Annotated in this window: 18 protein-coding genes and 1 tRNA gene; 9 read left to right on the top strand and 10 right to left on the bottom strand. The window is 65.1% G+C overall.

Annotation, left to right across the window (positions count from 1 at the left end):
- Positions 1 to 12: 12 nt before the first annotated feature.
- From RHOSA_RS0104170 to RHOSA_RS23975, 3 genes are read left to right on the top strand one after another with little or no spacing between them, the layout of a single operon-like run.
- The gene (locus tag RHOSA_RS0104170; RefSeq protein WP_027287694.1) at positions 13 to 1,380 is read left to right on the top strand and encodes an O-antigen ligase family protein; all 1,368 of its coding nucleotides are present in this window, start codon (positions 13 to 15) and stop codon (positions 1,378 to 1,380) included.
- On the top strand, positions 1,377 to 2,570 hold the full coding sequence (locus RHOSA_RS0104165) for a glycosyltransferase (RefSeq protein ID WP_156092534.1): 1,194 nt from the start codon (positions 1,377 to 1,379) through the stop codon (positions 2,568 to 2,570). Before RHOSA_RS0104170 ends, RHOSA_RS0104165 begins: the two co-directional genes overlap by 4 nt.
- The gene (locus RHOSA_RS23975; RefSeq protein ID WP_051431778.1) at positions 2,567 to 3,856 is read left to right on the top strand and encodes a glycosyltransferase; all 1,290 of its coding nucleotides are present in this window, start codon (positions 2,567 to 2,569) and stop codon (positions 3,854 to 3,856) included. Before RHOSA_RS0104165 ends, RHOSA_RS23975 begins: the two co-directional genes overlap by 4 nt.
- A gap of 50 nt (positions 3,857 to 3,906) precedes the next feature.
- Here RHOSA_RS23975 and RHOSA_RS0104155 read toward each other — a convergent pair whose 3' ends face one another.
- The 6 genes from RHOSA_RS0104155 to RHOSA_RS0104130 all read right to left on the bottom strand — a co-directional run bounded on the left by RHOSA_RS0104155 (position 3,907) and on the right by RHOSA_RS0104130 (position 9,716).
- Complete coding sequence (locus RHOSA_RS0104155) at positions 3,907 to 4,752, bottom strand: ABC transporter permease subunit (protein ID WP_027287692.1); 846 nt, start codon at positions 4,750 to 4,752, stop codon at positions 3,907 to 3,909.
- Positions 4,749 to 5,720 (bottom strand): ABC transporter permease subunit, encoded by a 972-nt coding sequence (locus RHOSA_RS0104150; protein ID WP_081728450.1) that lies wholly within the window; start codon positions 5,718 to 5,720, stop codon positions 4,749 to 4,751. The genes RHOSA_RS0104155 and RHOSA_RS0104150 overlap by 4 nt, the downstream gene beginning before the upstream one ends.
- Positions 5,717 to 6,922, bottom strand: a complete 1,206-nt coding sequence (locus RHOSA_RS0104145; RefSeq protein ID WP_081728449.1) for an ABC transporter ATP-binding protein — start codon at positions 6,920 to 6,922, stop codon at positions 5,717 to 5,719. The genes RHOSA_RS0104150 and RHOSA_RS0104145 overlap by 4 nt, the downstream gene beginning before the upstream one ends.
- A 149-nt stretch (positions 6,923 to 7,071) precedes the next feature.
- The gene (locus tag RHOSA_RS0104140; protein WP_027287689.1) at positions 7,072 to 8,184 is read right to left on the bottom strand and encodes a polyamine ABC transporter substrate-binding protein; all 1,113 of its coding nucleotides are present in this window, start codon (positions 8,182 to 8,184) and stop codon (positions 7,072 to 7,074) included.
- 147 nt (positions 8,185 to 8,331) lie between these two features.
- The gene (locus RHOSA_RS20325) at positions 8,332 to 9,036 is read right to left on the bottom strand and encodes a sugar transferase (RefSeq protein ID WP_200371960.1); all 705 of its coding nucleotides are present in this window, start codon (positions 9,034 to 9,036) and stop codon (positions 8,332 to 8,334) included.
- Positions 9,037 to 9,155: 119 nt separating this feature from the next.
- Positions 9,156 to 9,716 carry a hypothetical protein gene (locus RHOSA_RS0104130; protein WP_027287688.1) on the bottom strand — a complete coding sequence of 187 codons (561 nt, stop codon included), beginning with the start codon at positions 9,714 to 9,716 and terminating at the stop codon, positions 9,156 to 9,158.
- 286 nt (positions 9,717 to 10,002) lie between these two features.
- On the opposite strand from RHOSA_RS0104130, the gene RHOSA_RS0104125 reads away from it, so the two are divergent.
- Together RHOSA_RS0104125 and RHOSA_RS0104120 are read left to right on the top strand one after the other, a co-directional pair.
- Positions 10,003 to 10,191, top strand: a complete 189-nt coding sequence (locus tag RHOSA_RS0104125) for a type II toxin-antitoxin system HicA family toxin (protein ID WP_027287687.1) — start codon at positions 10,003 to 10,005, stop codon at positions 10,189 to 10,191.
- Between the two features lie 14 nt (positions 10,192 to 10,205).
- Positions 10,206 to 10,607 carry a type II toxin-antitoxin system HicB family antitoxin gene (locus tag RHOSA_RS0104120; RefSeq protein WP_027287686.1) on the top strand — a complete coding sequence of 134 codons (402 nt, stop codon included), beginning with the start codon at positions 10,206 to 10,208 and terminating at the stop codon, positions 10,605 to 10,607.
- 54 nt (positions 10,608 to 10,661) lie between these two features.
- Here the strand turns inward: RHOSA_RS0104120 and RHOSA_RS0104115 are convergent.
- A tRNA-Asn gene (locus tag RHOSA_RS0104115) sits at positions 10,662 to 10,736 on the bottom strand.
- 293 nt (positions 10,737 to 11,029) lie between these two features.
- Between RHOSA_RS0104115 and cysD the strand changes: the two genes are divergently transcribed.
- Both cysD and cysN read left to right on the top strand, forming a co-directional pair.
- Positions 11,030 to 11,968: a sulfate adenylyltransferase subunit CysD gene (cysD, locus tag RHOSA_RS0104110; protein WP_037255686.1), complete on the top strand. Its 939-nt coding sequence runs from the start codon at positions 11,030 to 11,032 to the stop codon at positions 11,966 to 11,968.
- Positions 11,968 to 13,944 carry a sulfate adenylyltransferase subunit CysN gene (gene cysN, locus RHOSA_RS0104105; RefSeq protein WP_081728447.1) on the top strand — a complete coding sequence of 659 codons (1,977 nt, stop codon included), beginning with the start codon at positions 11,968 to 11,970 and terminating at the stop codon, positions 13,942 to 13,944. The genes cysD and cysN overlap by 1 nt, the downstream gene beginning before the upstream one ends.
- 98 nt (positions 13,945 to 14,042) lie before the next feature.
- Here the strand turns inward: cysN and RHOSA_RS25000 are convergent, their stop codons facing one another.
- The 3 genes from RHOSA_RS25000 to RHOSA_RS0104090 form a co-directional block, all read right to left on the bottom strand.
- On the bottom strand, positions 14,043 to 14,312 hold the full coding sequence (locus RHOSA_RS25000; protein ID WP_156092531.1) for a hypothetical protein: 270 nt from the start codon (positions 14,310 to 14,312) through the stop codon (positions 14,043 to 14,045).
- Positions 14,313 to 14,755: 443 nt separating this feature from the next.
- Entirely contained in the window at positions 14,756 to 15,622 is an 867-nt protein-coding gene (locus tag RHOSA_RS20320) for an alpha/beta fold hydrolase (RefSeq protein ID WP_051431777.1), read from the bottom strand.
- Positions 15,619 to 16,599 carry an aldo/keto reductase gene (locus RHOSA_RS0104090; RefSeq protein WP_027287683.1) on the bottom strand — a complete coding sequence of 327 codons (981 nt, stop codon included), beginning with the start codon at positions 16,597 to 16,599 and terminating at the stop codon, positions 15,619 to 15,621. Before RHOSA_RS0104090 ends, RHOSA_RS20320 begins: the two co-directional genes overlap by 4 nt.
- 98 nt (positions 16,600 to 16,697) lie before the next feature.
- On the opposite strand from RHOSA_RS0104090, the gene RHOSA_RS0104085 reads away from it, so the two are divergent.
- Together RHOSA_RS0104085 and RHOSA_RS0104080 are read left to right on the top strand one after the other, a co-directional pair.
- Entirely contained in the window at positions 16,698 to 17,534 is an 837-nt protein-coding gene (locus RHOSA_RS0104085) for a LysR family transcriptional regulator (RefSeq protein WP_027287682.1), read from the top strand.
- Positions 17,535 to 18,143: 609 nt separating this feature from the next.
- On the top strand, positions 18,144 to 19,022 hold the full coding sequence (locus tag RHOSA_RS0104080) for a hypothetical protein (RefSeq protein ID WP_156092527.1): 879 nt from the start codon (positions 18,144 to 18,146) through the stop codon (positions 19,020 to 19,022).
- Positions 19,023 to 19,057 lie beyond the last annotated feature (35 nt).

Raw genomic sequence — 19,057 nt, 5'->3', positions numbered from 1 at the left:
GCAGGTGCCCAGATGGTCTACGCCCGTCCTGAACCCAGCCTAGCCCCGACAGGCGGTTCCCAGGTCGCGACCCGACACGGCGTGACCGACCATCCGGTAGCGCAGATACTGTTCTACGGCATCCTGTTCACGATCCCCTTCTTCCGGTTCCGGGACCTGCCGGGCCCCTTCTTCATGAAGGTGGACTACCTGCTCACCGCCGGACTGCTGCTGATTGTGGTCCCGGCTATTCTGGTCCAGAAGCTTCCGCCCAAGCGGCTGCACGGCAACATCTGGATGCCGGTGGGTCTGTTCATGCTGACCAACCTGGCGTCCGCGATCCTCTCTCCCTACCCGGACACGGCCTTCCAGGGCCTGGTGATCCTGATCGCCTTCGTGATCTTCATGACCATCAATCTGGTCATGATCAACGACCGGGGCGTCGAAACCTGGCTGCCGGCCGTCCTGATCGCCAGCACCGGCCTGAACGCCGCCCTGGCCAGTCTGGGCTACTATCTGGGTGTCGACTATTTCGTCGAAGGCGGCCGCGGCTACGGCGGCACGATCAGCGCGAACAACATGGCGCTGATGTGTGTCTACGTGCTGCCGCTCGCCGTCTACTGGGGCGTGATGGGCAGTACGCCGATACGCCGGGTTATCGGGCTCGCGGGCGCCGTCCTGCTGCTGCTCGGCCTGATCAGCACCGAATCCCGGGGCGGCTTCGTGAACCTGGTCGCGGTCGCCCTGCTGCTGGCGGTCCAGTTCCGGCACCACTTTCATCCCCGCTATCTCGGCCTTGTCGTCGGCGGGGCCAGCGCATTGCTCGCGGTCGTCGTCTTGTTCGTGCCCCAGGAATACATCCAGCGCCAAGCGACCTTGCAGTTGATGGTCGAATGGGTCACGGGCGAAGGCCAGGAACTGGCCGAGGACGCGGCGCTGGATCGCCGCGCCAGCTATGTCGAGGTCGCCCTGGAGGCCTTCCCCGAACACCCGGTCCTCGGCACCGGCCCGGACACCTTCAAGAAGATCTGGGTGGACTCGGATCAGGCACGCTGGTTCGCAATGACGGAACGGCCTGCCCACAACACCTACCTCGAAGTGCTGATCGGAACCGGCATCGTCGGCTTGGCCACATTCCTCGCTCTGCTGTGGGTCACCTACCGCAACTACCTCGGCGCGGAACGCTTGCTGCGCCAGCATGGGGACGAGATCGGCGCGCACCTTGTCGGCGCCTACAAGATCGCCTTCCTTTCGGTCCTGATCTACTTCCTGGTGAAAAGCGGCATCGACCACAAATACTTCATCCTCGCCCTGCCGCTTTCGGTGGCCGTGCAACGTTACGCCCAGCACCGGCTAGGTCTGCACCAGGACGCCTCCGCACCGGCGCACGGCGTCTCGTGAGCCTGCCAATGGGCTTGATCTGTCTGGCGCTCGGCGGCGGCATGGCGACACTGCCGCTCGTCATCTACCCGGCCATGCTGTACGCGCTCACGCTGTTCTCTCGTGCCCCGATCCCGCCACGCTCTGCCGCACCGCATGCGACCGTGATCGTTGCTTTTACCGGCGGCGGCGCACTCCTGCGCGCCAAGGTCACCAATCTGGCGCGGATCGCACGAACCTACCCGGGCGAACTCGACCTGGTCCTGGCTGGCGATGGTCCGATCACGGCGGCCGACCGTGAAGCCGCGCTGGCGGCCGCGCAAGGCCTGCCGGTGACGCTGTGCGCGCTGGACGCACCGGCCGGCAAGGCGCACGCGCTGAACCTCGGCGCCGACCGCGCGAACGGCGACATTCTGGTGTTTTCCGACCTCGACGCCGAGTTAAGCAACAGCGCCTTGGACGTCTTGCTGCGTTGGTTCGCCGACCCATCCGTCGGCGCGGTCTGCGGCCGGCGGCTGATCGTCCATCAGGACCGCGCTGCGGTCGCGGAGTCCGGCCAGCGCGCCTATACCGATTTCGACAGTCGGATCAAGCTGCTGGAGAACCGGCTCGGCGCGATCACGTCCAACGACGGCAAGCTGTACGCCGTGCGGCGATCACTGTTCCAACCGATCCACCCCGCGGCAACCGACGATCTGTACAACGCGCTCAGCGTGGTCGCGCAGGGTCAGCGCGTGCTGTTCGAGCCACAAGCGATGGCATATATCCCCGCGCCCGCCCGGACCGCCGGCCACGACCTGACACGCCGGCGCCGGGTGACGCTGCGCAGCCTGACCGGCCTGTTCGCCCGGCCTCATCTGCTCCTGACCCTACGCTTCGGGCTGTTCGGCCCACGGCTGATCGTCAACAAGCTGTTGCGCCGCCTCCTGCCGGTCGCCGGGCTGCTCACCGGGCTCGGTCTGCTCCTGCTTGCCCCGACGCACACCTGGCCGAACGGCGTTCTGGCCATGGCGCTGGCCGGCAGCCTGATCGCGGCAGCCTATCCGCCAGCGATGCGCACGGGCCTGACCGCCCGGCTGCCCCAACGGCTCAAGAAGCTTTGGGCAACCGGCTTTTACGCCGGACTCGGCATGCTAGGGATGCTGCTGGGCGTGCTCGACTTTCTACGCGGCAAGCGGATCGCCCGCTGGGCGCCGCGCAAGACGGCATGACGTCCGCCCGCCCCGCAGATGACGGGAGGATCCGCCAACGACCGCCACACGTCGGCATCCTGATCGGCTCGCTGGAAGCCGGTGGGGCGCAGCGGATGGCCCTCGCCCTGGCGCACGATCTGCTGGCCGACGGCTGGGAGGTGCGCCTGCTGCTGCTCAATCCGGATCGTGAGATGACCCTGCCAGGTGACGGGCCCACCCAGGCGGCGCTGGAAGCCCGCCTGAGCGTGCTGGGCGGGTCCAGCGTGCGGGCAGGCACGCTGTCGAAAAGCCTGCGCTTTCCCCGTCTGCACCGTCGTCTCGAAGCCGCGATCGCCGAGCACGATCTGGACGTGGTCGTCTCCTTCATGGAGCGCGCCAATCTCCTCAACCTGCTGGGTACCCGCCGGGTTCCCCGGATCATCTCGGTCCGCAAGCAGATTTCGGTCGCGCTTGCGGACAAGTCGGCCCTCAAGCGCACCCTGGTTGAACGCGCCTATCCCCTGCTGCTGCGCCGGGCACGCGCAATCGTGCTCAACGCGCACGGCTCGGCCGCCGACTTCGCCCGCCGCTTCCACATTCCAAACGCGCGCCTGAACGTGATTCCGAACGCGGTCGATCCCGCGATCGTCCAACAGGCCGAGGCGGAACCGGTCGGACCGGGCGCCGACCTGCTGGGACCCTCGACGGTGGTGACCGTCGGTCGGCTGGTACCGGCAAAGGGCCAGGCGCCGTTGCTGCGCGCCTTCGCCCAGGTGGTTCGACAGGTGCCGGAAGCCCGATTGGTGCTGGTCGGCGATGGGCCGCTTCGCGACCGCCTTGCGGCCCTGGCCACCGATCTCGGGATCGCGCCTCAGGTCGCGTTCGCCGGGTTCCAGACGAACCCCTATCCGTGGATGGCGCGCGCCGGCGCGCTTGCCCTGCCCTCGCGCGCCGAAGGCTTCCCCAACGCCCTTCTAGAGGCGATGGCCCTGGGCCAAGCGTGCGTCGCCGCGGACTGCCCGACAGGCCCGCGCGAACTGCTCGCCCCGGACACGCCCGTGAACCGGATTACAGAAGCGGTCGAGGTCACGAACGCCGGGATCCTCGTGCCGCCCATGCCGGGCGAGGACCTGGAGGCTGCGGCCCCGTTGACGCCGTCGGAGACGGCTCTGGCGGACGCATTGGTCCGCCTCCTGCACGCGCCCGACCTGCGAACGCGGCTGCAAGCCGGCGCTGCCGCCCGGGCCGCCGACTTCACGCCGGCCCGGGCCCGCGCCGCCTGGCAGTCCGTGATCGCCCGCAGCCTGGCACCCTCGTCTGGATAGGAGCGGGCCGGGTCAGGCGGCACACCCGGCGCAATCGTTTGGCAGCCGCCTCAATAGCCCGCTTGCTGCAACGCCCGCTGAATGTCGGCCTGCCGACGCTTTTCCTGGCGGTACATCAAGATGCCCGCACAGATCACCGCCAGCGTGACGATCCCGACGATGATTGTCGCCAACGCGTTGATCTGCGGCGAGACCCCCAGGCGCACCTTGGAGAAAACCACCATCGGCAAGGTCGAGCTGCCGGGACCCGAGACGAACGAGGCGATTACCAGATCGTCCAGCGACAGCGTGAACGACAGCAGGAACCCGGCGATACAGGCCGGCGCGATGAGCGGCAGGGTGACGGTGAAGAACACCTTGGCCGGCCGCGCGCCCAAATCGAGCGCCGCCTCTTCCACCGAACCGTCGAGCGAGGACATCCGCGACTGCACGATCACCGTCACGTAGGCCATGCAGAAGGTGGCGTGCGCGATCGTAATCGTGTCGACCCCGCGCCCCTCGGGCCAGCCGAACCACTGCTGGGTGGAGACAAACATCAGCAAGAGCGAGATGCCGATGATCACGTCCGGCATCACCAGCGGCCCGGTCACCAGGCTGGTGAAGAAGGTGCGTCCCCGGAAGTTGCCGTACCGCGCCAGCGCCATGCCGGCCAGCGTGCCGAACACCACCGCGATGATGCCGGTCATCAGCGCGATCTTCAGCGACAGGAAAGCGGCCGAGAGGATCTGCTCGTTCTGCAGCAGTTCGCCATACCACTTGGTCGAGAAGCCGCCCCAGACGGTGACCAGCTTGGACTCGTTGAACGAGTAGACGATCAGCGAGACGATCGGCCCGTACAGGAACGCGAAGCCGAACACCATCGCGCTGATGACGAAGGGCGAGAGCCGCCGGGTCATTCCAGCGCCTCCTGCGCCTTCACCTGCTGGCGCTGCAGGATCACGATCGGGATCACCAGCACCAGAATCAGCACGATCGTCACCGCCGAGGCGACCGGCCAGTCGCGGTTGGAGAAGAACTCGTTCCACAGAATCTTGCCGATCATCAGCGTATCCGGCCCGCCGAGCAGGGCGGGAATCACGAACTCGCCCACCGCCGGGATGAACACCAGCATCGAGCCCGCCAGAATGCCCGGCAGCGACAGCGGCACGGTCACGGTGAAGAACGCCTTGATCGGCCGCGCACCCAGATCCTCCGCCGCTTCCAACAGGCTGACGTCCAACTTCTCCAACGTCGCGTAGAGCGGCAGGATCATGAACGGCAGGTAGCTATAGACGATCCCGACGTAGACCGAGAAGTCGTTGTGCAGGATGTCGAGCGGCTGATCGATGATGCCGAGCCCCATCAACGCGGCGTTGATCAGGCCCTGCTGCTTCAAGATGCCGATCCAGGCGTAGACGCGCAGCAGGAACGACGTCCAGAACGGCAGGATCACCATCAACAGCAGCAGCGTGCGCACAGTCGGCGCACAGCGCGCGATGCCATAGGCGATCGGATAGCCGACCAAAAGGCAAAAAAACGTCGAGATCAGCGCGATCTTGAGCGAGTTCAGGTAGGCGATCCAGTACAGCGGATCCTGCAGCAACCAAGCGTAATTCGACCAGAACACCTGGATCGTCGGCCAGGTCTGCCCATCCGGCCACAGCAGGAAGGCCGTGTAGGGCGGACGCTGCAGGATCATCTGCGCCAGCGAGATCTTGGCAACGATCACGAAGGGCACAAAGAAGAAGACGAACAGCCAGGCGTACGGTAAGGCGACCACGCCCGTCCGTCCGTTGATGCCCAGCCGCCCGGCGAGCGCCTGCACCCACGCGCGGCCCCGGGCGAGCACCGTTTCGGAAGCGCGTTTGGTCGCCGCCTCGGTCATTCCGTCAGCACCAAGCCAGCATCGGTGGACCACTCGACGATGACGGGATCGTCCCAGTCGACCTCGCGCTCGCGCGAGCGGAAGACATTGGGCTGCAGCACCTCGACCAACTCGCCGATGCCGCAGTCGATCCGGAAGATCGAGGTATCACCCATGTAGGCCACGTCACGGACCATGCCACGCAACGCGTTGACGGCCGGCAGGTCGCCGCCATCATCCCGGCGCGCGCGCAGCTTTTCCGGGCGGACCGAGAACCAGACGCGCTGGCCATCCTGTACCTGCAGGGGGCTGTCGACCTCGAGCGCGCAGGGCACGCTGTCCGCCGTCACACGCACGCGCCCATCATAGACGCCCTGCACCGTCCCCTCGAACATGTTGATCGAGCCGATGAAGTCGGCAGTGAAGCGCGTGCGTGGGAACTCGTAGATCTCGGTCGGCGTGCCGACCTGCTGCACCCGACCCTTGTCCATCACCGCCATGCGGGTCGACAGGGTCATCGCCTCCTCCTGGTCGTGGGTCACGACCACGAAGGTCACGCCGACCTCGTCCTGGATGTTCATCAGCTCGAACTGGGTCTGCTCGCGCAACTTCTTGTCGAGCGCGGCCAAAGGCTCGTCCAGCAGCAACAGCTTGGGCCGCTTGACCAGCGCCCGGGCGAGCGCGACGCGCTGGCGCTGGCCGCCGGAAAGCTGGTGCGGCTTGCGCTTGGCCCAGGGATCGAGCTGCACCAGTTCGAGTAATTGGTGCACCCGGCGCTTGATCTCGTCCTTCTGCACCCGGTCCTGCTTCAGGCCATAGGCGACATTCTGCTCCACCGTCATGTGCGGGAACAGGGCATAGGACTGGAACATCATGTTGACCGGACGCTCGTAGGGCGCCTGATCGGTGACGTCCTGACCGTCGATCAGGATGCGCCCGTTCGACGGCCGCTCGAAGCCAGCCAACATGCGCAACAACGTGGTCTTGCCGCAGCCGGACGCGCCCAACAGACAGAACAGCTCGCTGCGGTAGATCGACAGATCGACATCGTCGACGGCCGTGAAGTCACCGAAGCGCTTGGTGACGCCGTCGATCCGCACGTAGGGCGCGGCGTTGGGGTCCTCCCAAGGCTCCAGCGGCACTTGCGGGCGCGCCGGCGCACCACGAACCGGTGACTGCGATGTGCGGGTACGCTCCGGGGTTTGCGGCGGGCTGCGATCCATCGGCACGGATCCCCTTGGGCCTGAAGACGCCGGCCATCACGGGCCGACGGAACAGACTTGGCGCGGCGGGGCGACATCCCCGCACGGTCGCACCGTGCGAGGCTGCGCCCCGCCGCGCCGGCGTAATCAGAGCATGTCGCTCGACGCCGTCACATCCCGGTCTTCACCGAGGTCCAGCTACGCGTCCGCAACCGGCGGTACTTCGGCGAGTTCGGCACGTCGACGAAGAGCTTCTCCTTGACCTCCTCCGGCGGATAGATTGAGGGGTCGTTCAGGATTTCATCGTCGATGTACGCGTCGGCCCCAGCGTTCGCCGTCGGGTACCAGACGTAGTTGGTATTCAGGGCAGCGATCTTCGGGCGCATGTTGAAGTTCAGCCACTCGTGGGCGGCATCCGGGTGCGGCGCATCGGCCGGAATGGCCATGATGTCGAACCACTGCACCGTCCCTTCCTTGGGGATGGTGTAGGCCACCTCGACCCCTTGATCGGCCTCCGCCGCGCGGGTCTGGGCGATGTAGACGTCGCCGGACCAGCCCAACGCCACGCAGATGTCGCCGTTCGCCAGATCGTTGATGTACTGCGAGGAGTGGAAGTACTTCACGTACGGTCGGATCTTCTTGAGGTGCTGCTCGACCTTCTCCAGGTCCGCCGGGTCCTCGCTTTCCGGGTCGATGCCGAGGTAATGCTTGACCAGCGGATAAACCTCGGTCGGCTCGTCCAGCAGCGTGACGCCGCAGTCCTCGAGCTTGGCGACCACCTCGGGATCGAACAGCAGATCGAAGGAATCGGTTGGCGCATCCGCGCCCAGACGCTCCTCGACCATGCCGACGTTGTAGCCGATCCCGTTAGTGCCCCACATGTAAGGGATGCCGTACTGGTTACCCGGATCGAACTTCTCCATCCGCTCCATGATGTCCGCATCCAGGTGCTTCATATTGTCCAGCTTGGACTTGTCGAGCTTCTGATACAGCCCAGCCTGGATTTGGCGCTGGAAAAAACCACTGGTCGGCACAACGATGTCGTAGCCGGTATTGCCGGCCATCAGCTTGCCTTCCAGGACGGCATTGCCGTCGTAGACATCGTAGTTGACCTCGATCCCGTATTCCTCCTCGAACATCGGGATCGTTTCTTCGGCGATGTAGTCAGACCAGTTGTAAACGTTAAGCGTCTCATCCTGGGCGTTTGCCGGACTTACGGCCATGGCCGCAAGCACGCCGGCAACCGCAGCAAGCGCGGTGGAAATCCGGTGGGTGACGGTCATCAAGCCTCTCGCTGTTCGGGGGTTCGTGTTCGTTGGATCGCCCCTTAGCAAGGCGATCGGGAGATGTCGACGACACGCTCGCGGGGTGGCCAAATCGACCAGAGGCGCGCCAGTGCCCGCATATTCAGGCGGGCGCGCCCCCGCTTGTCAATCGCGCCGCGGCGACACCGGCCCGCAGCGCACAACGACGCCAGCCGTCCGCGCCAGGATCGCGAGATCGAGCGCCAACGACCGGCTGGCAACATAACGCAGGTCGTGACGCGTGCGCCGATACAGCTGCGCCACCTCCTCGACCGCGCCACAGCATCCGTTCACCTGCGCCCAGCCGGTCAGTCCGGGGCGGACCCGCCGGCGGTCGGCGTACCCGGGAACCAGCCGCGCGAAGTGCAGATCGTGGCCGAGGGCATGGGGACGGGGGCCCACCAGCGACATCTCTCCACGCAACACATTCACCAGTTGCGGCAACTCGTCCAGGCAGGTGCGCCGCAGCACGCGGCCAACCCGCGTGACCCGCGGATCGCCGGGCCGCACCTGCCCGCCCCGGGCGCTCCTGCCGCGCCCATGGCGATACAAGGTGCGCAGCTTGAGGACGCGAAAGCGCCGACCGTGCATGCCCACACGCGTTTGTATGAACAGCGCCGGTCCCGGCGTCTCCAGCCGAATCGCAAGGCCAGCCAATAAAAGCACCGGCAACGCCACGATCAGCAGTGTGCTGGCCAGCAGCAGATCGGTTACCCGCTTGACCCGATCGTCAAAGTGAGCGGGATTTTCGGCCTCAAGTCCGTGCTCAGCACAGCCCACACACGGCCAGCCACTTTCCGCCACCGGTTTGCGCATCCCCCACCCCGTCATCACGCCCCTCGCGCCTTCAACACACGAAGGTACCCAAGACGGAACGTGAAGGCTACCCCTTAGCAGGGTATCGGCACACCGAAACACAACCGCTCAGTGCTGCCGCAGGGAGGCATAGTTCAGTGCACCCAGGTCGGCGCCGCCGGGGCCATTTCGAACAGCCATGCGGCTGCGGTCTGCTGAATCAGACCGGCACTACGCGCCCGCTCCCCCATCATGCCGAGAACGCGGTAGGCAGCCTCGCGGTCGAGCAGCAGCTTGAACGCCGGCTCACCGTCACGGACCACGCCGCGCCCGAACGTCTGACGCGTTCCGGCAAAGGCCAACAGCAGATGGCCGTCCTGCGGCACAACCGTCACCTCATTGACCAGCACGGTGGGGGCATCTTCCCAATCGGCATAGTGGGCGAATCGGTCGTTGCCACCAGCCGCCTCACCGATCCGATCCAACGCCAGCAGATCATCCGAGTCCGCGCGCGCCGCGTCTGGAGTCTTGACGGCGCGCAGCGCGTTGCCAGCGTGGTCGAGCAGCTTCTGTAACGTGCTCTCGGCGAGCAATACGGCCCGGCGACCGTGCGCACGCGTCTCCGCCACGGCGAACACGGTTCGCCCATCAACGCTGAGGCCAACGGACAGCGCGGTGGCAACAGGGAAATCCCGGTTCTGGGTGGCGTCGATCATCGTGCTAGATCCCGAGTCAGGCGTTCGAGGCGCAGTTTCCGGCGACATATAGAGCTATCTTTATATTGCCATGTTGCCGGCAACGCCACCGCCGCCCTTCCCTTTCAGCGACCCTAAATAGTCGGATCACGTCAGAGCGGTGTCGCGAACGCGATGCAGGAGAGCCACCCTGCTGCACAATTCGGAACACCTCCGCGCGGCCGAGCCGATACAACGAACAGGCCTAAAACACACTACGTGTGTATATTCTGCTGACGAGCCTCAGAAACGTGTGTATTCTATACACATGCCAAGCCGGGACATCATAAAGCTCTTAAAGGCCGACGGATGGCAGGAAGTCCACCAGGTGGGCAGCCACAAGAAGTTCGCCCATCCGACGAAAGCCGGGCATGTGGTCGTACCGCACCCGAAAAAGAACCTCCCCGTCGGGACGCTCAAGAGCATCGAGAAACAGGCCGGCATCAAACTCCGCTAAAGGAGACTCGCGACATGACTTACTACGTTGCCGCACTACACAAAGACGAGGACAGCGACTACGGCATTTCCTTCCCGGACTTTCCGGGCTGCGTGTCCGCGGGCGCGACCGTCGACGAGGCGGTCGAGATGGGCCAGGAAGCACTTGCCCTGTTCTGCACGGAAATGCTGGAAGCCGGCACGATGCCGGAGCCGACGCCGCCGGAGCAGGTCGCGCAGGACCCGGACTTCGCCGACGCCACCCTGATCCTGGTCAAGGGGCCGACCCGTCCGCTTCACGTCAAGCGCGTGAACGTCACGCTGCCCGAGGATCTGCTGGGTCGGATCGACGACCGCGCGCAGCGGGAGGGCTACACCCGCTCGGGCTGGCTTGCACACGTCACGCGCCGGGCGTTGAGCGGCGATCGCGTCGGCTAGAACTCGGGTCGGAACCGTCCAGAAAGTTCAGAGAAATCACAAGATTGCGAAAGATGGCTCCCGGGGAGGGATTCGAACCCCCGACTAATCGGTTAACAGCCGATTGCTCTACCACTGAGCTACCCGGGAACAACCGCAATGGAGCGGCTGGGCATGACGCCCGCCCTCAGCGCGGCTAGACGTATTGCATATCGTCCGCCGCCGGGGCAATCCCTGATTCGCCCCTTTTTCCCAACAGGGTTCCCCCGTTTAGATGCGCCTGCGTGTGCAATGCGCCGTGGGTACCCTGAGAAACCCACGGCACATACCTCAGCACCGGTTGCAGCGCGGGCGACGCATCAGTAGGTTCCCGCAGCACCTTTGCTGAATCTTACCATTTCCAGCATACCAAACCGTACTTCCCGCGCACTGGACCGTCCCGAATGTCTAGCCCCCTCGCCGAGCCGCAAAGCCTCTCCCAGGCGCAGATGACGCATTTGGAGCGCCTGGAGGCGGAGAGTCTTCACATCTTCCGTGAGGTGGCGGCGCAGTTTCGCAATCCGGTGATGCTGTATTCGATTGGCAAGGATTCGAGTGTGCTGCTGCACCTGGCGCTGAAGGCGTTTTACCCGTCGAAGCCGCCGTTTCCGCTGCTGCACGTGGACACGACGTGGAAGTTCAAGGAGATGACGCAGTTCCGCGACCGGCGGGCGGCGGAGCTGGGGCTGGAGCTGCTGGTGCACCAGAACCCGGAGGGGGTGCGTCAGGGGATCAACCCGTTCGACCACGGGTCTGCGGTGCACACGGAGGTGATGAAGACCCAGGCGCTCAAGCAGGCGCTGGACAGCTACAAGTTCGACGCGGCGTTTGGCGGGGCGCGGCGGGACGAGGAGAAGAGCCGGGCCAAGGAGCGGGTGTTCTCGTTCCGGACGTCCTCGCACCGCTGGGATCCGAAGAACCAGCGCCCGGAGCTGTGGAACCTGTACAACGGGCGGATCAACAAGGGCGAGAGCATTCGGGTGTTTCCGCTGTCGAACTGGACCGAGCTGGACATCTGGCAATACATCTACCTGGAGGGGATCCCGGTGGTGCCGCTGTATTTCGCCAAGCAGCGCCCGGTGGTGTGGCGTGACGGCACCTGGATCATGGTCGACGACGCGCGGATGCCGCTGGAGCCCGGGGAGACGCCGGAGATGCGCCAGGTGCGCTTCCGCACGCTGGGCTGCTATCCGCTGACCGGCGGGATCGAGAGCGACGCCACCACGCTGCCGGAGGTGATCCGGGAGATGCTGCTGGCCAAGACCAGCGAGCGCCAGGGGCGGGTGATCGACCGCGACGCCGGCGCCTCGATGGAAGCCAAGAAGCAGGAGGGCTACTTCTGATGGCCCCGAACGAACATGAGCTGGGCAAGGTGGCCCAGGGCGATGTGACCCAGGGCGAGGTGACGGTGTCCGAGGCGGAAAGCGGGACCGGCAAGGCGACGCCGGCGGAGGTTGCGGCGTATCTGCAGAGCCAGCAGGACAAGGACCTGCTGCGGTTCATCACCTGCGGCTCGGTGGACGACGGCAAGTCGACCCTGATCGGCCGGCTGCTGTACGACTGCCAGCTGCTGTTCGAGGACCAGCTGGCGCAGCTGGACGCNGACAGCAGCAAGTTNGGCACCACCGGGGAAGAGCCGGACATGGCGCTGTTGGTGGACGGCCTGCAGGCGGAGCGCGAGCAGGGGATCACGATCGACGTCGCCTACCGGTTCTTTACCACGGACAAGCGCAAGTTCGTGGTTGCCGACACGCCGGGGCACGAGCAGTACACCCGCAACATGGCGACCGGGGCGTCGCACTCGGAGCTGGCGGTGCTGCTGGTGGACGCGCGCCACGGCGTGCTGACGCAGACCCGTCGGCACTCCTACATCGTCTCGCTCTTGGGCATCCGCCAGGTGGTGCTGGCGGTCAACAAGATGGACCTGGTCGACTGGGACGAGGCGACCTTCGAGCGGATCGCGGCGGAGTACCGGACCTTTGCGCACGAGGTCGGGATCCAGCAGGTGACCTGCATTCCGGTTTCGGCGCTGAAGGGCGACAACATCTCCAAGCGGTCCCGGAGCATGGACTGGTTCCAGGGGCCGAGCCTGCTGGAGAAGCTGGAGACGGTGCAGCTCGAGGACGCGGCGCGCGGGCGTCCGTTCCGGTTGCCGGTGCAGTGGGTCAACCGGCCGAACCTGGACTTCCGGGGCTATGCCGGGACGGTGCAGGGCGGCCAGGTGCGCGTCGGCGAGGAGGTCGCGGTGCTGCCGTCGGGCAAGGGCTCGCGGGTCAAGCGGATCGTGACGATGGACGGCGATCTGGAGGTGGCGCACGCCGGGCAGGCGGTGACGCTGACGCTTGAGCACGAGATCGACATCTCGCGCGGCGACGTGATCGCGCCGGCGCAGGACCGGCCGACGGTGACCGATCAGGTGCACGCCCACCTGATCTGGATGGACGAGCAGGAGATGCTGCCCGGGCGGTCGTACCTGATCCATCTGGGGACCAGTTTCGTCGGCGGTCAGATCAACCGGATCAAGCACACGGTGAACGTCAACACGCTGGAGGAGACGGCGGCCAGCCATCTGGCGCTGAACGACGTGGCGGTGGTCGACCTGGCGTTCGACCGGCCGGTGCCGTTCGACCCGTACGCGGAGAACCCGGCGACCGGCTCGTTCATCGTGATCGACCGGATGACCAACGCCACCGTGGGCGCGGGGATGATCGACTACGCGCTCAGGCGGGCGACCAACGTGCACTGGCACGACACCAAGGTGGACAAGGCGGTGCGNGCGCAGGCGAAGGCGCAGCGGCCGTGCGTGCTCTGGTTCACCGGGCTGTCGGGGGCGGGCAAGTCGGTGGTCTCCGACCTGGTGGAGCAGCGCCTGGCGGGGATGGGCAAGCACACGATGATGCTGGACGGCGACAACGTCCGGCACGGGCTGAACCGGGACCTGGGCTTTACCGACGAGGACCGGGTGGAGAACATCCGCCGGGTGGCGGAGGTGTCGAAGCTGCTGACCGACGCCGGTCTGATTACGCTGGTGTCGTTCATCTCGCCGTTCCGCAGCGAGCGGCGGATGGCGCGCGAGATGCTGCCCGAGGGCGAGTTCCTGGAGGTGTTCGTCGACGCGCCGCTGGATGTGTGCGAGCAGCGCGATCCCAAGGGGCTGTACAAGAAGGCGCGGGCCGGGGAGATCCCGAACTTCACCGGCATCGGCTCCAGCTACGAGCCGCCCGAGGCCCCGGAGCTGCACCTGCGCTCCGACCAGGCCAGCCCCGAGGCGCTCGCCCAGCAGGTCATCGCCCTGCTCGAAGCCCGCGGCATGCTCTGACCCGACGCCCCCGGCAGCACCACCCAGCCGACGGACACACCAAGGGCCCGGCCGCTACACAACGGCCGGGCCCTACGCTTTGGAAACGACCGCAGGCTTCAGTCGCGCGTGCTGGGGGACTGACGAAGCACCGCCGGCGCCCGGTGCGGCACGGGAATGCCGGCCCCGACGCTACGACCAACGCGGGGTGGCCGTGGCCACATCGCTTCCTGCACGAGCGATTCGACCCGGCTGCGGCCCATATCCGGGCGCAGATGCAGAACGCGGCGCACCGCATGGTTGAGCTGGCCGAGACTATCCAGCCCGCGGCCGCGGGATTCCTCCAGGGCATAGCGAATGATACTGGCGGGATCGGGCTGCTGAGACATGGCAGGCTCGCCGAGTACGGTGGCTGGGCATCCTAAGGTATTGCGGAAAACAAGTCTGGGGAAGAACGCAAACGTATAATTCGCCCATCCAGCCCCAAACCTTGGCCACCGCAGAAAAAAATAACCGATTTCCGGCGAACATCGGACCAAGGCGACCGTTGGTCATGAGAGGAAGATGAGCCCGTGCGGCCTTGTCCCCATGCCGATTCGACGCGGCTCCTTCCGACCCGGGCGCGCCGGCCTACTTCCCCATTATCCCCGGCGGCCGGCGCGCTTGATGTAACTAACGGGGCGGAGGGACATCGCGCTCTTCCGCCCCGTTTTTCTGCCACCCAACGGCTGGCTCCAGCCTGCGCGTTAGGCTCCGAATGGCTAACGATGGCCTCACACAGGGCTGACATCACCGGATTCATCCCGGACCAGCCGCTGCAGGCAACCCGCGATCACGGGTCGGCCAGGATGGCCTTGCCCAGTTCTTCTGGATGCGTCAGCGCCAGCATATGTGGCGCACTCTGGAGGACGGTGAAATCGCGGCAGCCGCCTGTGACCAAGCCTTCCATGAGATTTGGGGGCGTGGATTGGTCACATTCTCCGGCAATGATCCGCGTCGGCGCCCGTACCTCGCTTAATCTGCCTTCAAGGCCGATCCCGGCCAAGGCACGCCAGGCGGCACTCCAGTCAGAGATGGACGCACGGCGCACGCTGTTGCGTGCATAACGTACCGGCCAGGCGTTCGCGGCCAGGTCCGCAGGGCGGAACCAACGCGTGAGGCTGGGGATGACTTGCGCCTCCATGCCCGCTGTCTCGGCGGCCCGGGCACGTTCCTCGAAAGCGGGGAACGGCCATGCCGTTGCTGCGATCACGCTCAAGCCCGCGACCAGATCGGGACGCTGGAGCGCCAGTTCGAGCGCAATGGACCCGCCGAGCGACAGCCCGGCAATATGAGCCTGCGACAGGTCAAGCCGGTCAAGCAGCTCAGCCACATCTGCGGCATAGTGCGCGAGGTCGCGAACCTGTGGGGCAAAGGCCGCCCCGCCAAACCCGCGCAGGTCAAACGCGACCACCCGATGGTGCGGCGTGAGCAGCGGAATGACCCGCGACCACATCCGCCAGTCCAGTCCGAGCGCATGCAGCAGAACTATAGGAGAACCTTCACCGCCGCTGTCGAACAGGCAGGTGGTATGATCGTGCAGCGGGAAAGCCTGGGCGACGAGCGCTCCAACCCCGCGTTCCTGCAGTACGGTGATGGCTTTCATCGCATGCAGTCCGATCGACCCGCCCTGGGGTGACGAATCCGCCACCGTGCTCACGCCTCAATCCCCTTCATGCCCTCGGCGGTGTAGCGATCCCCCGTAAAGCTGCCTGGAGCATAGGCGCGATCCAGCTCGGCCAGATCATCGGCGGTCAGGTGAACGTCGGTTGCGGCCATATTCTGTTCGAGATAGGTCACCCGCTTGGTGCCCGGAATGGCGAACACGCCCTTGGCCAGCACCCAGGCAAGCGCGATCTGTGATGGCGTGGCGTCGTACTTGGTTGCAATGGCCCGCAGTCTGTCGATACGGGCAAGATTCGCATCCAGCGCGTTTCCGGCAAAGCGCGGGAAGTTGCGACGGGCGTCATCCTTGTCGAGACTCTCGCCATCCAGTGCGCCGGACAGCAACCCACGGCCGAGCGGGCTGTAGGCGACAAAAGCAACTCCCAACTCGCGACAGGCAGGCATCACTTCGGCTTCCATATCGCGGGTGGTCAGCGAATATTCGCTCTGCACGGCGGCCACCGGATGCACCGCATGGGCGCGGCGCAGCGTATCGGCGGACACTTCGCTAAGCCCGATGTGCGCGATCTTGCCTGCCCGCACCAAATCGGCGAGCGCCCCCATGGCTTCCTCGATCGGTCGCCCCGCTTCGATGCGGTGGACGTAGTATAGATCGATCCTTTCACGCCCCAGACGCCGCAGCGAGGCATCACAGGCCTGACGGATATAATCCGGGCTGTTATCGATGGACCGGGCGTATTCGCCGGGCGCCCTGCGAACGCCGAACTTGGTGGCGATGAAGGCGTCGCGACCGCCCTCTTTGAGAAAGCGGGCCAGCAGTTCTTCATTGTGGCCATTGCCATACATGTCGGCGGTATCGAACATCCGCACGCCCAGCTCATGAGCACGGGCGAGCACCGCCAATGATTGGGCGTCATCGGTCTCGCCATAAAATTCGGACATGCCCATGCAGCCAAGCCCAAGGGCCGGGAGTTGCGGGCCATCGGTACCGAGAGGAAGGGTCGGGATCATCGCGTTGCTCCTGTCTGTCGCGTGCAGAGATGTCTGACAGGCGGGCGATCTGTTGAGAATTCTTCATCTCGACACACCATCCGTGCAAAAATAATCAGATGAACTGGGATGATCTGCAGGTTCTGGCGATACTGCACAGCGAAGGCTCACTGGCTGGCGCGGCGCGCGTGCTGGGCGTCAACCACGCCACCGTATCGCGCCGAATCGCCGCGCTGGAGGAAAGTCTCGGCCACAAGCTGGTGCGCCGCCTCGCCCGCTCCACGCCGCTCACCGACAAGGGGCGGGAGATCGCCGAAATCGCGCTGGAGATGAAGCAGCAGGCGCACCGCGTTGAGCGGCTCGCTCATGCCGCCCAGGGCACGCTCACCGGTCGGGTCAGATTGACCGCGCCGCCGGTGCTCGTCAGCGAACTCATCATCCCCGCCCTGCGCGATCTGCGCGCCGCGCATCCTGCTCTACAGATCGCATTGTCCGCCAATTCGCAGCTCGCGTCGCTCGATAGCGGCGAGGCCGATCTGGCCGTGCGCATGGTCGAACCGCAGGGACGGCAGAACATCGTGCGCCGGATTGGCTCGATTGCCTTCGCGCTCTATGCCAGCCCAGAGGTTGCCAGCCTCCCGCCGCACCACTGGCGTTTCATCGCCTTCGACGAAACGCTCGCCCATGTGCCGCAGCAACGCTGGCTGGAAGAATTCGCCGGCGACCGCCCGCTCGACCTGCTGACGGGCGACTTCCACAGCCAGCGCGCCGCTGCGGAAGCGGGGTTGGGCGTTGCGCTGTTGCCGTGCGTCATGGCGGCGCGAAACCGACATCTCGTCCGTGTCGCCCAGGAGCACCCTGCCCCCCGCCACGTGTGGCTGGTCATTCACACCGATCTGAAAGATGCGCCTGCCGTGCGCGCTGTCGCTGACCTTCTAATCGAGACGATTGGATAGAAGCAGGTCGTGTACCGCTGATCCAACTCCAGCATCTTGGGAAAAGCGCAACCGGACGGGCGATCTTGGTAAACGGCGCCTCGCCCTGGCAATCGAACGGCGAGGCGGTCGCGCCGGGTTACGGCCGGGCGGCGCTGGGATGGCCGGGACCGGCGCGACCGCCGTTCGGACCTCCCCTTTGGACAGGCCCGAGGCGTGGACCCCGCGCCTGCATCGTCAAACCGAAGACTGGCATGGGATCCGTGTTTCGTCCGTTGGTTTGAAATGTATGCCTACTCCGCAGGCACTACATTGACGTGTGTCAAATGTGGTTGTGACGGAAGTCCGGACCTGCGCTGATCCGCATGAAAAGCTATTGCCGGCATGTGGCCTAGCTTAACAACCGAGTCGCGAGCCCCGCCGACAAGCCGGGGGGCATGAGACACGCCTTGGCTCAAAGCGTCGGAAATTCTGACAGTTGGCATGCCCGCGCGATGCGCCACGTTAGCATTTTTTACAAATGCCTCGGGGACACCTCATAAAGCACTGGAATTTTAGAATAAATTATATTGGCATAAATCATGCTCTGCCAGAAACGCTGTTTTAGTCATGCGCATGATGGGATCCCTAATGTCTAGCTCGCTGCGTACCAAATCGAAGCGCATCGGCCTCAGCTTCGCTTTATTTGCTGCTTTGTTCGGCTGGTCTTCCGTCGTCGAGGCCGGCGTGATCCGTGCACCGCTCGTGGCGGAAAAGGCGTGGTTCGCATACTATGATGGCTCAAGTGGTTATGGGGGATACCACGATCATTACGACGCCTTTATCGACCCCGATGCCCTGCCCACCTACCCGCTCGAAATCGGGGGCGGCGGACAAGATGGGAGAGGGGAACACGCAAGGGCCGTCACGGAGTTCTTTGTCCCGACGGTCCCGAGGGCCTTCCGATCCGCGACGCTCTCGTTCCGCCTGGGCGGTTATGGTCTGGCAGAAGAATTTCTCGATCTGACCCCATCATCCCCGGAGCAATACGCAGAACGCATCCATGTCGACTCCTATATTGGGGACGGCCTGGCCAACCCCGTAACCGATTTCGATGGCCCGCCCCTCACCCGCGAAGGGCACCTGCCCATACCCGCCGAGACCGAAACCGCCAGCGGCTATGTCAGTGAACCGCCCGGCAGTCACTACAGCTTCCGGGACGGCGGCCTCTTAACGCTCGATGTTACCCGTAGCCTGCTGGATTTCAGAAACCAGAGCTCCCGTTTCCTGGGTTTCAGGCTATATTCCCCGATACCGTTCGCGCCCAACGACGAACTGGGTGTCGTAGTGTACCAGCCACAGCTACAGATCCAGGTCGACCAGCCAAAGAACCTGTATCTAATAGGGTCTGGTCTGGGCCTGCTCGTGCTGATCCTGCTTAGACAAGGCTCCCTAACGCGGCGGCACCCAACGAACAGGCCGAGTCAGGACTCAGGCAACATCACAGACACCGCGCCCCTGTCTTTATAAACCAGCGACACCTGCCGTTTCCCAAGGAGGGTCAG

Origin of the sequence: Rhodovibrio salinarum DSM 9154 (genome assembly GCF_000515255.1) — a bacterium.
GTDB classification, from domain to species: Bacteria; Pseudomonadota; Alphaproteobacteria; order Kiloniellales; family Rhodovibrionaceae; genus Rhodovibrio; species Rhodovibrio salinarum.
The sequence above is the reverse complement of the archived record's forward strand: the minus strand, read 5'-3'. Positions and strand labels throughout refer to the sequence as shown.

Bases quoted from the DNA above. Each gene is read 5' to 3' on its own strand.
- RHOSA_RS0104170 (WP_027287694.1), top strand. From the start codon at position 13: ATGGTCTACGCCCGTCCTGAACCCAGCCTAGCCCCGACAGGCGGTTCC.
- RHOSA_RS23975 (WP_051431778.1), top strand. From the start codon at position 2,567: ATGACGTCCGCCCGCCCCGCAGATGACGGGAGGATCCGCCAACGACCG.
- RHOSA_RS0104155 (WP_027287692.1), bottom strand. From the start codon at position 4,752: ATGACCCGGCGGCTCTCGCCCTTCGTCATCAGCGCGATGGTGTTCGGC.
- RHOSA_RS0104150 (WP_081728450.1), bottom strand. From the start codon at position 5,720: ATGACCGAGGCGGCGACCAAACGCGCTTCCGAAACGGTGCTCGCCCGG.
- RHOSA_RS0104145 (WP_081728449.1), bottom strand. From the start codon at position 6,922: ATGGATCGCAGCCCGCCGCAAACCCCGGAGCGTACCCGCACATCGCAG.
- RHOSA_RS0104140 (WP_027287689.1), bottom strand. From the start codon at position 8,184: ATGACCGTCACCCACCGGATTTCCACCGCGCTTGCTGCGGTTGCCGGC.
- RHOSA_RS20325 (WP_200371960.1), bottom strand. From the start codon at position 9,036: ATGACGGGGTGGGGGATGCGCAAACCGGTGGCGGAAAGTGGCTGGCCG.
- RHOSA_RS0104130 (WP_027287688.1), bottom strand. From the start codon at position 9,716: ATGATCGACGCCACCCAGAACCGGGATTTCCCTGTTGCCACCGCGCTG.
- RHOSA_RS0104125 (WP_027287687.1), top strand. From the start codon at position 10,003: ATGCCAAGCCGGGACATCATAAAGCTCTTAAAGGCCGACGGATGGCAG.
- RHOSA_RS0104120 (WP_027287686.1), top strand. From the start codon at position 10,206: ATGACTTACTACGTTGCCGCACTACACAAAGACGAGGACAGCGACTAC.
- cysD (WP_037255686.1), top strand. From the start codon at position 11,030: ATGTCTAGCCCCCTCGCCGAGCCGCAAAGCCTCTCCCAGGCGCAGATG.
- RHOSA_RS25000 (WP_156092531.1), bottom strand. From the start codon at position 14,312: ATGTCTCAGCAGCCCGATCCCGCCAGTATCATTCGCTATGCCCTGGAG.
- RHOSA_RS0104090 (WP_027287683.1), bottom strand. From the start codon at position 16,599: ATGATCCCGACCCTTCCTCTCGGTACCGATGGCCCGCAACTCCCGGCC.
- RHOSA_RS0104085 (WP_027287682.1), top strand. From the start codon at position 16,698: ATGAACTGGGATGATCTGCAGGTTCTGGCGATACTGCACAGCGAAGGC.
- RHOSA_RS0104080 (WP_156092527.1), top strand. From the start codon at position 18,144: ATGTCTAGCTCGCTGCGTACCAAATCGAAGCGCATCGGCCTCAGCTTC.